The sequence below is a fragment of the Lactobacillus hamsteri DSM 5661 = JCM 6256 genome, assembly GCF_000615445.1.
GTDB classification, from domain to species: Bacteria; Bacillota; Bacilli; order Lactobacillales; family Lactobacillaceae; genus Lactobacillus; species Lactobacillus hamsteri.
In genome coordinates, this window is the sequence record NZ_BALY01000004.1 from 19,704 (window position 1) to 34,038 (window position 14,335).

Sequence of the window (14,335 nt, forward strand, 5' to 3'; positions counted from 1 at the left end):
TATTTTACTACTTCGAACGTGCTTTCGCACTTAATATGCATTATTTTAATAAATCTGCTAAAACTGCTTGATAATCTTCTGCAGCCTTTTTAGCAGTAGCAATATCTTTCTTATTAACGCCAACATATGCCTTAATTACCGGTTCAGTACCTGATGGACGAAGAGCAACCCAAGTTTCATCATCCAAGAAATACTTCAAAACATTAGATTCTGGGAAGCCTTCAAGTGGCGTTGTCTTACCATTTTCAATAGTTTCTTTCTTCAAGAAATCTTGAATTTTAAGAACCTTGGCATTACCAATTTCAGTAAGATGTTCATCACGAAGTTTGCTCATAAGAGCTGCCATCTTCTTTTGGCCACCAATACCTGGCATTTCAATTGCTTTAGTTATTTCGTAAGCTGTGCCGTATTTCTTCCAAATTTCTTTCAAACCGTCAAAGACAGTCATATTCTTAGAAGCGTAATAGCTTGCCACTTCAGCAAACATTAATGCACCTTGCATGGCATCCTTATCACGTGCAAATGGTTTGAATAAGTAACCGTAACTTTCTTCAAAGCCCATTAAGAATTTGCCATCATTTTCCTTCTTCATGCGGTCAACTTCTTCACCGATATATTTAAATCCGGTTAAAACATGCTTAGTCTTAATACCGTAGCTTTCAGCAATCTTAAATGGTAATGCACTTGAAACAACAGAAGTTACAATTTCATAATCGCTAGACAATTTGCCACTTTCTTTAAGGTGTTCAAGCAAATAGTTAGCCATTAAAGTAGCAATTTGATTACCAGTTAAAACTTGGAAATCGCCATCTTCTTTTCTAACTGCAGCACCCATTCTATCAGCATCAGGGTCAGTAGCAATAATTACATTAGCATTAACCTTGTTAGCCAATTCAAAACCAGGCTTAAAGACATCACGATATTCAGGATTTGGCTTGATAGTTGTTGGAAATTCGGGATCAATAATTGATTGACTTGGAACAGGAATCACATTATCAAATCCACCTTGTCTAAAGGCACGGTCATAAAGCATTTTTCCTGTACCATGAAGTGGAGTATAGATAATCTTTAACTTGTCTGCATTTGCTTTGACCATTTCAGTATCAATGTTGACATTCTTTAATTCGTTTAAATAAGCTTCATCAACATCTTCACCAATTAATTGCAATGTACCATTAGCACGTAATTCAGTTACTGGAGCTGCCTTAACAGAAAAAATATCAGTTACCTTTTGAGCATACGCAAATAAACGGTCTGCATTTTCTGGAGCCATTTGAGCACCATCTTCACCATATGCCTTATAACCATTATATTGTTTAGCATTATGTGAAGCAGTAATGTTAATTCCTGCAAAAGTGTGTAAATAACGAACTGCAAATGAAAGTTCAGGAGTTGGGCGCAAATCATCAAATAAGTAAACGTGAATTCCATGTGCACCTAAAATACGTGCTGCATGTTCAGCAAATTCTCTTGAGTGATAACGTGAATCAAATGAAATAGCAACGCCACGCTTTTTGGCTTCATCGCCATTTTCATCGATTAAACGTGCCAACCCTTCCGTTACTCGACCAATGGTAAATAAATTAATTCGATTAGTACCTGGTTCAAGTCGACCACGCATTCCGGCCGTACCAAAATTAATATCTTGACCAAAAGCATCATCAACCCATTTAGGATCTTGACCTAATTGATCTAATTGATCTTTTAAATAATCTGGTAAATTATTAGCTTTTTTCCATTCTGCAAAAGTTTCTTGTGCGTCCATGTGAACCTCAATTCTTCATTGAAAATTTTAACTTTTGTCCCTCGTTCTCTATTTTACTATTTTAGACTAGATAAATTAACTCTAAAATAAAAATGCTTACAAAAATGTAAGCATTTTTATTAATCTTTTAAACTTTGAATATAATTATAAGCCTGTTGACCAGCAATGCTTCCGTCACCAACCGCATTAGCAATTTGACGCAAATCTTTAGAACGAACATCACCTAAAGCTAAAATGCCGGGAACCTTAGTTTCCATATTTTCATTAGTTGGAATCCAACCCTGTTCATCTAAAATTCCTAAGTCTTTAAATGGCGCGGTTTGAGGAATTACGCCAACATAAATGAAGACGCCCCGAACTGATAAGTGCTTTTCTTCACCAGTTTCTTTATCACGATAAGTAATCCCAGTAATCTTATTACCATCTCCGTCAATTGATTCAGTTTGTGCATTCCACACAAATTTCATCTTGTCATTATCAAAAGCACGTTTTTGCAAGTTAGGGTGAGCACGCAATTGGTCACGACGATGAACAACTGTCACAGATTTTGCCATTTGTGATAGATAAATTCCTTCCTCAATTGCGGAATCACCACCACCAATTACGGCTACATCTTCGTCTTTAAAGAAGGCGGCATCGCAAACTGCACAATAAGAAACACCTTTTCCAGAATATTCTTCTTCGCCAGGAACCCCTAATTTTTTATGGTCAGCCCCTGTTGCAATAATGACAACTGGAGCACTATATTCAGCTGTATCTGTTGTCACAATCTTATTTTGACCTTCTACTTTAACAGACTGAACATCGCCATATTCAAAATCTGGATTAAATTTCATCGCAGATTGATACATTTTTTCGCCTAATTCTGGACCTTTAATGTCCGGAAAGCCTGGATAATTGTCAATCGCGTCAGTATTATTCATTTGACCACCATATGGTCCGCGATCCAAAATCAAAACATTTAAGTTTGCTCTAGAAGCATAAATTGCAGCTGTCAATCCACCTGGTCCTGCTCCAATAATGATTACATCATATTCTTTTGCCATATTAGCACCTCGATCTTACTTTTTATAAGCTAATTCTAATCTACTTTAAATTACGTTACAACAAATTTGATTATAAAAATTAAAAAGTGCTTAAGAGCAAAGTCTTAAACACTTTTAAATATTTCAATATTAAAGACGAATTTCTGACTTAGGACTTCTGCCCATCATCTTCTTAATTTCTTCATCAACATCAGCATTTTCATAAAGAACATGGTAAATAGCTTCACTAATTGGCATATCAATATTCTTTTCTTCAGCTAATTCATGAACAGCCTTAACAGTAGTTGCACCTTCAACTACTTGACCCATGTTATTCAAAACATAATCCAAGCTCTTGCCTTCACCAATTTGCTTACCTGCACGCCAGTTGCGTGAATTTGATGATGTACAAGTTACGATCAAGTCACCAATACCTGACAAGCCGCTGAAAGTCATTGCTTAGCGCCAAAGTAGTTAACACCTAAACGAGCGATTTCAGCAAGTCCTCTAGTCATAAGAGCAGCCTTTGCATCATCACCATACTTCTTACCAACTAAAATTCCGGCAGCAATTGCAATAACATTCTTAACAGCGCCACCAACTTCAACACCAATTAAATCATCGTTAGTGTAGAAACGAACATAATCATTTGAAAACTTTTCTTGTACAAACTTTGCATTTTCTTCATTAGTAGAAGCACAAGCAATAGCAGTTAAATCTTTTTGAGCAACATTTTCTGCATGGCTTGGACCTGAAATTGCCACAATCTTATCAGTATCGTTTGGATAAATCTCTTCAGTTAAAATTTCTGAAATAAGTTTCTTAGTTCCAGGTTCAATACCCTTAGTAGCAGTAACAAGAAGTGGCTTGTTACCTGTTTTGTCCAAAACTTTGCGTACATTTTTGGCAACAATTCTTACCGCCTTGGTTGGTAAAACAAATAAAACAATTTCTGCACCATCCAAAGCTTCTTCAAGATCACCGGTTGCTTTAGTATTAGGATTTAATTTCCAATCCTTCATGTAATGACTATTAGTATGAGTAGCATTGATTTCTTCATTTACGCTATCAATATTTCCGTAAAGAATTACATCATTTCCATTATCTGCTAACATTGAGCCCAATACTGAACCCCAAGAACCATTACCTAAAACTGCAATTTTTGTCATTTTTTCTCTCAATCTTTCTAACTGAATTTTTAATCTCTAGTATACGGATATTTTAACCCACTACCATCAAGATACCATTTAGGTTTAATTTTAACACGCCGATAGATAAATAAAATTAAAGTTACAATAAATAAAACACAACTTAAAGCTTGTGATACACGAATTGTACCCCAAATATACAAACTATCTGTTCTTAAACCTTCTACAAAGAATCGAACTACAGCGTACCACATTAAGTAGCACATGAAAACTTCGCCTTGCTTAAATAAATGTTTTTTGTGGCGTAAACTCAAAATTAAAATCAACCCAATTAAATTCAAAAATGATTCATACAAAAAAGTTGGTTGATAGTAAACGCCATTTATTTTCATTTGTTGAATAATAAATTCCGGCAAATGCAAGCTTTCTAAAAAATGTAAACTTGTTGGGCCACCATGAGCTTCCTGATTCATAAAATTACCCCAGCGTCCTAAAACTTGTGCGGCCATTACGCCGGGAGTAATGATATCAAGCATCAAAAATGGCGGTAAGAAACGTTTATAACAAAATACTAGTAAAACTATAAGGCCAGCAATTAATCCCCCATAGATAGCGATTCCGCCGTTCCAAATCGCAATTATTTGATCAGGATGTTTAGAATAATATCCCCATTCAAAAATTACATAATAGATTCTAGCACCAACATAACCAAGTGGCACTGCCCATAATAATAAATCGACAAAATCATCGGGAATAATTTGTCTTTTCTTACCTTCTGTTATTGCCATCCAAGTCGCTAATACAATGGCAACAGCCATAATTATGCCATACCATTTAACGCTAAGTGAGCCTAGTTGAAAAGCAACTGGATTTAAGGCCAAACTAAGCATCTATTTATTTCCTTTTTCCTTTTCTGTATCTTTTTTAGAATTATCAGAAATCAAATTAGCTAAATTATCATCAAAAGTTTGGGTAGCATCATAGCCCATCTTCTTAGCTCTAAAGTTCATGGCAGCTACTTCAATAATAATTTCAATATTTCTACCTACTTTAACCGGAATTGTAACTTGTGGAATTGGTACATTACAAATTTCACGAGTATCTTCGTTAAAGCCTAATCGATCATAATTGGCTTTATTATCCCAGTTAGCTAAGTTGATAACCAATTGAATTTGGGTACGGTCCTTTACAGCACCTGCACCGAACAAATTCATGACATCAATAATTCCAATGCCACGAATCTCCATTAAATGCTTCAAAATCTTTGGAGCTTCACCCATGACGGTTTCATGATCTTTTTGATAAACATCAACACGATCATCAGCAATTAAACGGTGCCCACGTTGAACTAAACCCAAAGCTGTTTCTGATTTACCAACACCAGAAACACCTGTTAAAAGCACACCCATTCCTTTAATTTCAACTAATACACCGTGAATACTGGTTCTAACGGCTAAACGTTGACGCAAATAGTCCGTTAAAATACTTGATAAATATGTAGTAGAATCGGCTGACTGCAAAATTGGGATTTTTGCTTCATCCGCTGCCTCTTTCAGTTCTTCAGGAACAGGAAGAGAACGTGAAATCAAAAAACATGGTGTATCTGGTGTACACATTTTCGTAAAAACACGCTTGCGAATATCATGATCCAAACGCGCAGCATAAGAAATTTCTGTTCTTCCTAATAATTGGATTCTTTGCTTAGGATAAAAATCAAAATATCCTGTTAATTCCAATCCTGGACGGTAAATATCTGATACGCTAATATTTTTTTCTGCAACATATTGATTGCCTTGATAAACGTGAACAACACTAATGTCACGAATTAATTTTGTTAATTTAACTGATTCTACCATTTTTTATGCCTCTATTTTTTATCGTCAATATCTTTGACTTGAACATTACGAGCCTTTTTGCGAGGTTCGCTTTGATTTGAATTATTAAAACCAGAAAACCAGTCTTTATTGTAATCGCTTTCCTTATCTAAAATATTAGCGTTATTTTTCTTACCCGTAAACCGATAAATTAACCAAATAATTACTACTGCAATAAGTGCTACCGGAAGCAGGGCAATAAAAACATGGAAAAATACAAACAGCAAAGCAAGAATTACAACTGCAGCAAGTACTAAAATTAATATTCCACTAAAACTCATTTTTTCACCTATTCTGGATTTTCCTGACTAAGACGCCATTGTAGGTATGCATAAATAAATGGTTGTAAATCACCATCCATTACGCCTTTAGTATCGGCAGTTTCATGACCAGTACGTAAATCCTTAACCAAATTATAAGGATGGAAAACATACGAACGAATTTGTGAACCCCAGCCAATTTCTTTCTGCTCACCTTTTAAAGCTTGCTTTTGTTTTCGCTTTTTCTCTTCTTCCAGATGGAAAAGTTTGGCCCGCAATTCATTCATTGCTGTCTCACGGTTTTGGATTTGTGACCGTTGAGCTTGTGAAGTTGTAACAATTCCTGTTGGCAAGTGAGTAATTCGAACAGCACTAGAAGTTTTGTTAATATGCTGTCCACCAGCACCACTTGAACGATAGACATCAATTCGCAAATCTTTTGGATCGATATCAATTTGAATACTATCATCAACTTCAGGAATTACTTCTACGGATGCAAAAGAGGTATGACGACGTTTAGCCGAATCAAAAGGTGAAATTCTAACTAAACGATGCACTCCATTTTCAGATTTTAGCATCCCATAAGCATTCTTTCCTACAATACGAATACTTACACTTTTTACGCCTGCTTCTTCACCTGCTTCATAATCATTTATTTCAAATTTAAAGCCGCTGTTTTCACAATAACGTTGATACATCCGCAAGAGCATATCTGCCCAATCCATAGCTTCCGTACCGCCGGCACCAGGGTGAATTTCCATTAATGCATTATGATTGTCATATTTACCCGATAAAAGCAAATCTAATTCATATTCATGAAATTCATCCTGCAATTTACTCAAATCTTCTTCAACTTCCTGATGCAAATCCGGATCAGGTTCCTCACGAAGCAAGTCCAATGCAGTAATTTCATCTTCATATCCTTGTTTTAAGGACAAAAATGAATCACGTTTTTCTTTTAATAAATTTGTTTCATCAATTAACTTTCTCGCATTATCCTGATCATTCCAAAAATCAGGTTCAGCCATTTTTTGTTCATTAATACCGATGCTTTCATCAATTGCATCTAAGTCAAAGAGACCCCCTAAAGTGATCTAAACGTTTTTTAAGTTCGTCTAGCACACTTTGAATTTCACTAAATTCCATTTTTTCACCTTAATTTTCAACAAAAAAGGAGAAAGCTTATACTTCCTCCCCTTCTTTTATTAACGACTTAAGTTTTGTCTGATTTCTGCCTTCATGAATAAACGAGTAACGTCAAATTCAATATTAGAAACCATTTCTTCAAACATTCTGTAACCTGAATCTTGATATTCAACCAATGGATTCAATTGACCATAACCACGAAGTCCAATTGATTGACGAAGTTGATCCATTGCATCAATATGATCTGTCCAACGATCATCAACAACACGTAAGATAACAACTTTTTCAAATTCAAGCATTTGTGAAGGATCGCCTAAAGCTTTTTCTTTATCTTCAAAGTTCTTTTCAACGATGTCGTAAAGTTTCTTCTTTAAATCATCAACACTAATTGTCTTAAAATCAATTGAGTCTGCAACATCTTCAGAAGTTAAACTTGAAACGATAAAGTCACGCAACGAATCAAGGCGCCAGTCCTCACGCTCACCTTGAGTAAACATTGCAATTTGATGGTCAATTGTACGGTGAATCATTGGAATTAAAATATTCTTTAATGAATTATCAGCTTCAATGACCTGCATTCTTTCACCGTAAATAATTTCACGTTGAATTCTCATAACATCATCGTATTGCAAAGTTTGCTTACGAGTATCGTAGTTGTTACCTTCAACACGCTTTTGAGCCGATTCAACTTGTCGAGTAATCAAGCGACTTTCAATAACTTTATCATCATCGTTATCTGACAAGCGATCTAAGAAGTTCTTTACACGATCACCACCGAAACGCTTCATCAAATCATCTTCAAGTGATAAGTAGAAACGTGTATAACCTGGATCACCCTGACGACCTGAACGGCCACGAAGCTGGTTATCAATACGACGAGATTCATGTCTTTCAGTACCGATTACGGCTAAACCACCAAGTTCCTTGACGCCTGGCCCAAGTTTGATATCAGTACCACGACCAGCCATGTTAGTCGCAATAGTTACGGCACCACGTTGACCTGCATTCATAATAATTTGTGCTTCTTTGGCGTGGTTCTTAGCATTCAAAACTGCGTGTGGGATACCTTCTTGATCAAGAAGATTACTCAAACGTTCTGAACTTTCGATAGCAACAGTACCAACTAAAACAGGTTGTCCCTTAGCGTGGCGCTTCTTAATTTCTTCAACAACTGCATGGAATTTTGAATCCAAAGTTGGATACAAAATATCTGGCATATCTTTTCTGGCAATTGGACGGTTTGTAGGAATTGTGATTACTTGCATGTTGTAAATTTCACGAAATTCTTCTTCTTCCGTCTTACCAGTACCCGTCATACCTGATAACTTCTTATACATTCTAAAGAAGTTCTGGTAAGTAATTGTGGCTTGAGTCTTAGATTCTTCTTGAATCTTTACGCCTTCCTTAGCTTCAATGGCTTGGTGAAGACCATCTGAATAGCGACGTCCTTCCATTACACGACCAGTAAATGAATCAACAATCATTACTTCGCCGTTTTGAACAACGTAATCAATATCCTTAAGCATAATGTAATTAGCGCGCAAAGCTTGATCAATGTGGTGAACCAACTTTTGGTTTTCAACATCATACAAGTTCTTAAGGCCAAAATGTTGACAAGCCTTTTCAATACCAGTTCTAGTTAAAGAAATAGTTTTAGTTGGCCAGTCAATCTTGTAATCACCATAATCTTTATCATCGTCAGCATCATCATCGCTTTTATCTTCTGATAAAGTTTTAACAAAACGATCGGCACGAATATAATCACTATTGGCTTGTTCAGCTTGGCCTGAAATAATCAAAGGAGTTCTAGCTTCATCGATTAAGATTGAGTCTACTTCGTCAATAATAGCGTAATTAAGTGGACGTTGAACCATTTGTTCCTTGTAAACAACCATGTTGTCACGCAAGTAATCAAAACCAAGTTCTGAGTTAGTTGAATAAGTAACATCACAATTGTAGGCTTCACGCTTTTCATCTGGTGACATTGAATTTAAATTCAAACCAACCGTAAGGCCAAGCCATTTATAAAGTTGTCCCATTTCGCTTTCATCACGACTGGACAAGTATTCGTTAACAGTAACAACGTGAACGCCTTTACCTTCAAGAGCATTCAAATAAACTGGCATGGTAGCAGTCAAAGTTTTACCTTCACCAGTCATCATTTCGGAAATGTTACCAAAGTGTAAAGCAATACCACCGAGAATTTGTACGTGGAATGGGTATAAACCTAAAACACGCTTAGCACCTTCTCTTGAAACGGCAAAAGCTTCTGGTAAAATATCGTCCAAAGTTTCACCATTTTTCAAACGGTTGCGAAATTCTGGAGTCTTTGCCTTCAATTCATCATCTGAAAGTTTGCTCATTTCATCAGCATAACTTTCAACTTTATTTGCTAATTTTTCAAATCGTTTAAGTTCTCGTTTATCTTCGTTATAAAGTTTCTTTAAAATATTTACCATTAAATCGGTCCCTTATATGTTGAAAGTCTAAAAATACAGACTAATTTTACCATGAATATCTGCAAAATAAAAATTTTCACAACGAAAGCCCCGTGCTTTTTATCGCGCGAGGCTTTCAAAAATTATTTATGTTTATATTTTTTATTCGTCAGTTTCAATTAAACCGTATCTGCCATCGTTTCTACGGTAAACGATGCTAGTACCATTAGTTTCTGCATCTTGGAATACAAAGAAGTCATGTTCAAGCATATCCATTTGTAAAATAGCTTCTTCTGGATCCATTGGCTTCAAGTTTACGCGCTTGTTACGAACAATGTCGAATTCGCTAGACTTCTTTTCTTCTTCTACAGGTTCTTCAACAAAGAAGTCATTTAAGCCCTTTTCACGACTCTTTCTGTTTACACGAGTCTTGTACTTTCTGATTTGACGTTCAAGTTTTTCAGAAACGAAATCAATACTGCGGTACATATCATCCGTGGTTTCTTCTGCTCTTAAAACTAAGTATGGTAAAGGAATAGTAACTTCTACTTTAGCAGAGTGATCACGATATACTTTTAAGTTTACGTGAGCAATTACATCTTGGTTTAATTCAAAGTACTTTTCAAGTTTCTTTAAACGCTTTTCAACGTAGTCTCTTAAAGCATCAGTTACTTCAATATTTTCTCCACGAACATTGTATTTTAACATATAAGGTTCTCCTTTCACCGCTATGCGGTTTTCTTTATATTTATATTATACCAGAAAATGTAAGCGTTTAACATATTTTTACCTACAAATTGAAAAGCTTTCAATTATAGTTTCAGGAAAAAGCTCTCGAAGCTTGTCACGTGCGTGATAGAGCGTCCTTCCTGTTGTGTAAATGTCATCTAATAGTAAGATTTTCCCCTTAAATATATTTTCCCTTAGTTGTACATCTTTTGCAATCAAAAAGCTTTGCGGGCTCATTAGCCTTTCCTGGCGGCTTTTCTCTCCCTGTGCACCACTACCACTATTTTTTTTGCAAAAGTGGCGTAAGTGGCACAAGATCAGCGTATATAGCTGAAATAGTATCAAATTGTCTTTTTTCCATATGCTCAGGGGAAGTAGGAATCGGAATATATGCATCATAATTCATACTTTTTAATTTTTCATGACATAATTCCTGTAAAACTTGATACAAAACATAATCACCATAACGTTTATAATTCACCATCAAATCATGAAAAAATGCATTGTAGCGAAAAATTGCATAATTTTTTAGAGGGTCATTTCTGTAAATCGTTTGCCATCTTTGACAATCATTGCAAATCCCTTCCTTATTCAAATTCTTAGAGCATAAAAAACAACGTATTTTTCCTAACAATTCGAACTTATTTAGACAATGTTGACACAATTTTGCTTCATGCTTTTCTACTGGAGAAAGAATATTCAAAAATGAAATTTCAGGAATAAAATATTGGTTACATAATAAGCAGCGATTCATTGATTCATCCCTCTAATTTGTTTTACGGCTAAGCGTAAATTCTTAGTATATTTTCGATAACAAAATAAGACTAATCCATTGGGATCATCTTTTGCTCGACCCACTCGACCGGCTATTTGTACTAAGCTTGCGGCCGTATAAATTGAATCGTCGGCTGCGACAATAATTACCCAAACATGCTTAAAAGTTACTCCACGCTCCAAAATAGTCGTTGTTATTAGCAATTGGATTTTCTGTTCACGAAAAGCTTGAACTTTTTCTATTCTTTGTGGATCAGCAGCATGAACACCCGATATTTCTATATTTTTTAATTCTTCTATTTTTCGTAACTTTTCTAAATAAATTGGTATTTCTTCTATTCGAGGAACAAATAAAAGCAAAGGATGTCCTTTTTTGATTACATGAACAATTTCTTTAATCAGTGCAGTATTAATTTTATTTTTATAAATAAAGGGTCTGAAAAACAATTTTTCTTTTGGCACAGGAAGAAGGCCTCCATGAAAACGACGATTCAATTTTAAAATTTCTAACTTTCCTGCTTTAACTTCTTGTAATAAATCCTGAGTAGGCGTTGCTGTTAAATAAGTTCGAACACCATCAATTTTCACCGCATTTTTGGCTGCAAAATGCAGCTGTTTATTTCCAACATATGGAAAAGAATCAACCTCATCAATCACCAATAAATCAAAAGCATGATAAAACTTCAGTAATTGATGTGTTGTACAAATCGTTAACTGTTCATTATTTGGTTCATGATATTCACGCCCATGGTATTTTCCAATTTTTACATTTGCAAAGGCTATTTGAAATCGAGGAAAAAGTTCATTAACAACATCAATTCTTGGAATGGCAATGCATGCTCTCTTTCCCTTTTTCAGACATTCCGCAATCACTTGAAAAAGCATCTCTGTTTTTCCGGCACCTGTTACAGCATGAACCAGACTTCCTTTCTTTCGAGAAAAATTGGTTACCAACTGTTCAGATATTTTTTCTTGCAGATCGGTTAATTTTCCATCCCAAGTCAATCCACCATTTTTTAAAGTGGGAAATTTAATTTCTCTTTCGTTTCTAACCAGCCAATCTCCTTCAACAATTCTCCCTATACCAATACAGCCTCGACAATATCTTTTTCCATTTGGCAATTTTTCTTTTACTTCACTGCCACAGCGATTACAATGATCGTTTTCAATTGCTGAAATTTTGCTACAATCCGTAAATATGCTAGAATCCTTTTGACTGGTCGGCCATTGTCGGCCTAATAACTGAGTTGAATTATCATTCATAATTTACCTCCCATTATTAAATACGCAAAAAGAGGCGATATCTTTGTCAGAAAAAGAAAATTTTTTAACAATTAAAGAAAATGGCAGTCATGAAATTATTATCAAAAAGAGTAAATTTATTGCTAGCCTTGCAAGAACTAGAACTGTTGACGAGGCAAATGAATTCATTCAAAAAATATCTAAGCAACATCATGACGCCACTCATAATACCTACGCATATACAATCGGTTTAAATGATGATCAAGTAAAAGCCAGCGATAACGGTGAGCCTTCTGGCACGGCTGGCATCCCTGAACTTAAGGCGCTTCAATTAATGAATCTTAAAAACGTTACCGTTGTTGTTACGAGGTACTTTGGTGGAATAAAACTCGGAGCCGGTGGTCTAATTCGTGCATATTCAAACAGCGTTACTCAAGGTGTTGAACATATCGGTGTCGTTAAGCGTGTTTTACAACAAGAATTGATATTTTCCGTCCCTTACAATCGTTTCGACGAAATCGATCACTTTATCAAACAAAATAAGGTTTTTGTTTCTGATACACAATATGGCGTTAACGTTACCATTAAGGTTTTCCTAGATGAAGATGATTTAAATGATTTTAAAGATAAAATTATTAATCTTCTTTCTGGTCAAGTTGAGTTTTCTAAAGGTGAAAAACGTTATAATGAAATTCCAATTGAAGACAATAATTTTCATGAGCATTAAAAAAGAACCAGTTCAAATGAACTGATTCTTTTTATTTATTCTCTTTTTTACTCTTTAACTGCTCTGGTTTTTCCTGACCCAAGTGCCAAACTTCTACAGTAGGATCAACTTTACTCTTTTTATTAATAATTTTTTGAATCAAATGCATTAATGGCTTATATTTTTCACCTAGTAAACCAATCGATTCAACAAATATTTCTAGAGCCAACAATAATGCCAAAATTAATGGCCAAATACCCCATGATGGTGAAAGTAAAAACAATAATGAAATAAATGAAAAAATGAGTGACAAGGCATAAATTGTTAAAACTGTTTGTCTATGTGTTAGTCCCATTCTCATTAATTGGTGATGAAGGTGGTGCTTATCCGCTTGAGAAACTGGCTGCTTATTAAGTCGACGACGAATCATCGCATAAACAGTATCCGTAATTGGTACACCTAAAATAATGATTGGTACAAGCAATGAAATAAAAGTTACGTTTTTCAATCCCTTTAAGGATAATACAGCAATCATAAATCCAATATAAAGTGCTCCAGTATCACCTAAAAAGATTTTTGCAGGATGAAAATTATATGGTAAAAAGCCAAGTAAACATGCCGCAAGCATAAAACAAGCAATTGGCACATAAAGTTGATGCGTATGCAAAAAGAAATAACCAACTATTCCCATTGTTACCAAAGAAATCATTGATACTCCATCTGCTAAACCATCTAATCCATCAATCAAATTAACCGCATTAGTTAATGCTAAAATCCAAAAAATGGTAATTGGCAGACTCCACCAACCTAAGTTAACCTCATGACTAACGAATGGCAGATTCAATACATTCATTCTAATTCCTGCAAGGAAGTAGATAACTAAGGAAGCAATAAAAATTCCAAACATCTTTTGTCTTGGTTTTAATTCAAGAATGTCGTCAATCAATCCTGTCAAAACGATTACGCTTGAAGCCAGCAATACAGCGAATAACTCGTGTGTTGGAAACTGTTCACGCAATAATACAAAAGCACCAATATTAAAAGTTACAAAAATTCCCAGTCCTCCAATTGTCGGCATAGGCTTTTTGTTAACCCTTCTTGCATTAGGATTATCAACAGCGCCTAACACAAAAGCTAATCTTCTAATGAATGGTGTAATCGCTGCTTGGATTATAACCATAAAGAATAAATCAACAATAATTTTAAACATATTTGACTACTTTCTTTA

Annotated in this window: 11 protein-coding genes and 2 pseudogenes; 1 reads left to right on the forward strand and 12 read right to left on the reverse strand. The window is 35.2% G+C overall.

Annotation, left to right across the window (positions count from 1 at the left end):
- Window positions 1–40 precede the first annotated feature (40 nt).
- From JCM6256_RS01775 to JCM6256_RS01825, 11 genes and pseudogenes are all read right to left on the reverse strand, one after another.
- A complete protein-coding gene (locus JCM6256_RS01775) occupies window positions 41–1,765 on the reverse strand; it encodes a phospho-sugar mutase (RefSeq protein ID WP_025080124.1) in 1,725 nt (574 codons plus the stop codon).
- A gap of 119 nt (window positions 1,766–1,884) precedes the next feature.
- Complete coding sequence (gene trxB / locus JCM6256_RS01780) at window positions 1,885–2,811, reverse strand: thioredoxin-disulfide reductase (RefSeq protein ID WP_025080125.1); 927 nt, start codon at window positions 2,809–2,811, stop codon at window positions 1,885–1,887.
- Window positions 2,812–2,940: 129 nt separating this feature from the next.
- Window positions 2,941–3,959, reverse strand: a pseudogene (locus JCM6256_RS09410) (NAD(P)H-dependent glycerol-3-phosphate dehydrogenase).
- 29 nt (window positions 3,960–3,988) lie between these two features.
- On the reverse strand, window positions 3,989–4,828 hold the full coding sequence (lgt, locus tag JCM6256_RS01790; protein WP_025080126.1) for a prolipoprotein diacylglyceryl transferase: 840 nt from the start codon (window positions 4,826–4,828) through the stop codon (window positions 3,989–3,991).
- Window positions 4,829–5,794 carry an HPr(Ser) kinase/phosphatase gene (gene hprK, locus JCM6256_RS01795; protein WP_025080127.1) on the reverse strand — a complete coding sequence of 322 codons (966 nt, stop codon included), beginning with the start codon at window positions 5,792–5,794 and terminating at the stop codon, window positions 4,829–4,831.
- Window positions 5,795–5,805: 11 nt separating this feature from the next.
- Window positions 5,806–6,093, reverse strand: a complete 288-nt coding sequence (locus JCM6256_RS01800) for a hypothetical protein (protein ID WP_025080128.1) — start codon at window positions 6,091–6,093, stop codon at window positions 5,806–5,808.
- An 8-nt stretch (window positions 6,094–6,101) separates the two neighbouring features.
- A protein-coding gene (prfB, locus tag JCM6256_RS01805) for a peptide chain release factor 2 (protein ID WP_169787497.1) occupies window positions 6,102–7,218 on the reverse strand; the annotation gives its coding sequence in 2 pieces (ribosomal slippage) (window positions 6,102–7,145 and window positions 7,147–7,218; 1,116 coding nt in all).
- A gap of 59 nt (window positions 7,219–7,277) precedes the next feature.
- A complete protein-coding gene (gene secA, locus JCM6256_RS01810) occupies window positions 7,278–9,677 on the reverse strand; it encodes a preprotein translocase subunit SecA (RefSeq protein WP_025080130.1) in 2,400 nt (799 codons plus the stop codon).
- A gap of 141 nt (window positions 9,678–9,818) precedes the next feature.
- Window positions 9,819–10,364: a ribosome hibernation-promoting factor, HPF/YfiA family gene (gene hpf, locus JCM6256_RS01815; protein ID WP_025080131.1), complete on the reverse strand. Its 546-nt coding sequence runs from the start codon at window positions 10,362–10,364 to the stop codon at window positions 9,819–9,821.
- A gap of 78 nt (window positions 10,365–10,442) precedes the next feature.
- Window positions 10,443–11,139 (reverse strand): annotated as a pseudogene (locus JCM6256_RS09415) (ComF family protein).
- Window positions 11,136–12,422 carry an ATP-dependent helicase ComFA gene (locus tag JCM6256_RS01825; RefSeq protein ID WP_025080132.1) on the reverse strand — a complete coding sequence of 429 codons (1,287 nt, stop codon included), beginning with the start codon at window positions 12,420–12,422 and terminating at the stop codon, window positions 11,136–11,138. Before JCM6256_RS01825 ends, JCM6256_RS09415 begins: the two are co-directional and overlap by 4 nt.
- 43 nt (window positions 12,423–12,465) lie before the next feature.
- On the opposite strand from JCM6256_RS01825, the gene JCM6256_RS01830 reads away from it, so the two are divergent.
- Window positions 12,466–13,128 (forward strand): YigZ family protein, encoded by a 663-nt coding sequence (locus JCM6256_RS01830; protein WP_025080133.1) that lies wholly within the window; start codon window positions 12,466–12,468, stop codon window positions 13,126–13,128.
- 31 nt (window positions 13,129–13,159) lie between these two features.
- Here JCM6256_RS01830 and JCM6256_RS01835 read toward each other — a convergent pair whose 3' ends face one another.
- Complete coding sequence (locus JCM6256_RS01835; RefSeq protein ID WP_025080134.1) at window positions 13,160–14,317, reverse strand: glycosyltransferase family 4 protein; 1,158 nt, start codon at window positions 14,315–14,317, stop codon at window positions 13,160–13,162.
- Window positions 14,318–14,335: the final 18 nt, after the last annotated feature.